The sequence below is a fragment of the Streptococcus pseudopneumoniae ATCC BAA-960 = CCUG 49455 genome (genome assembly GCF_002087075.1).
Classification (GTDB): domain Bacteria; phylum Bacillota; class Bacilli; order Lactobacillales; family Streptococcaceae; genus Streptococcus; species Streptococcus pseudopneumoniae.
On record NZ_MWSM01000078.1, the window covers coordinates 1 to 899 of the forward strand.

Genomic DNA, 899 nt, shown 5'->3' on the forward strand with positions numbered 1-899 from the left:
TCGGGGTGTATAGAGGGGAATAAATGACAATACAAAATAAACAGATTTTAAAGGCTTCAAAAAACTTTGAGAAAGTTCATTCAACATTTAAAAATAATAATAAATTCCGATTTTTGCCTAATTGGCTAGAAAAAGAATCTAATCTATTCTTGTCAGAAACACAAAACACTAGCAAGAGTTACAATGTTCTGAAACGTGGTTCTTTAATCTTTGTAGATTTTGGAATCAATATTGGCTCTGAATTATCAAATAGACACTGGGCTGTTGTCCTAAATAAAAATGATTCTCCAAAATCAAGGAATCTGACGGTACTTCCAATTAGTTCAAAAGAAAAAAAGTTTTCTGTTATGATTGACGAAGTTATACAGCAAAAATCCAAAAGATTCTTATTACCTATTCTTGACAAAATTGGTTTTGATTATTTTTCGATCATTCACTATGCACTTACAGAAATTACTCCTTTTGATTTAGGGAGTGCAGAAGAAATATATCAGGAATTTTTGATTCAATACGGAGATGCTTACAATTCAGAATCAGCTAAAGAAATCTATGACAACGGTGCAGGGATGGAAAAAGTGGAAAACACTAATAGAAAATTAAAAGATCTTGTTAACCATTATCAACGATTTAATAAAATTTCCTACGCAAAATGTGATCAGATAAAAACGATTAGTAAAGACAGAATTATTTACATAAACGAACTGGATCCTTGCGGAAAAATCAAGGTTAGTGACGAAACTTTAGATAGAATTGACGAAAAATTAAAAGAATTGTACTTAAAAAATTGACATTTATAAAAGTTTACTCTATAATTAGGTTACTTAGAGGTTTACCCTCATATTTTTAAACTTTGAGCCTTTGCGCTCCAGGGAAGTAGCTTAATTGTTACTTCCCTTTTT

1 protein-coding gene is annotated in these 899 nt (G+C 30.3%); it reads left to right on the plus strand.

Features of this window, described 5'->3' with window-relative positions:
* Positions 1–23 precede the first annotated feature (23 nt).
* Positions 24–788: a type II toxin-antitoxin system PemK/MazF family toxin gene (locus B4W83_RS11890; RefSeq protein ID WP_000155204.1), complete on the plus strand. Its 765-nt coding sequence runs from the start codon at positions 24–26 to the stop codon at positions 786–788.
* Positions 789–899 lie beyond the last annotated feature (111 nt).

Bases quoted from the DNA above. Each gene is read 5' to 3' on its own strand.
- B4W83_RS11890 (WP_000155204.1), top strand. From the start codon at position 24: ATGACAATACAAAATAAACAGATTTTAAAGGCTTCAAAAAACTTTGAG.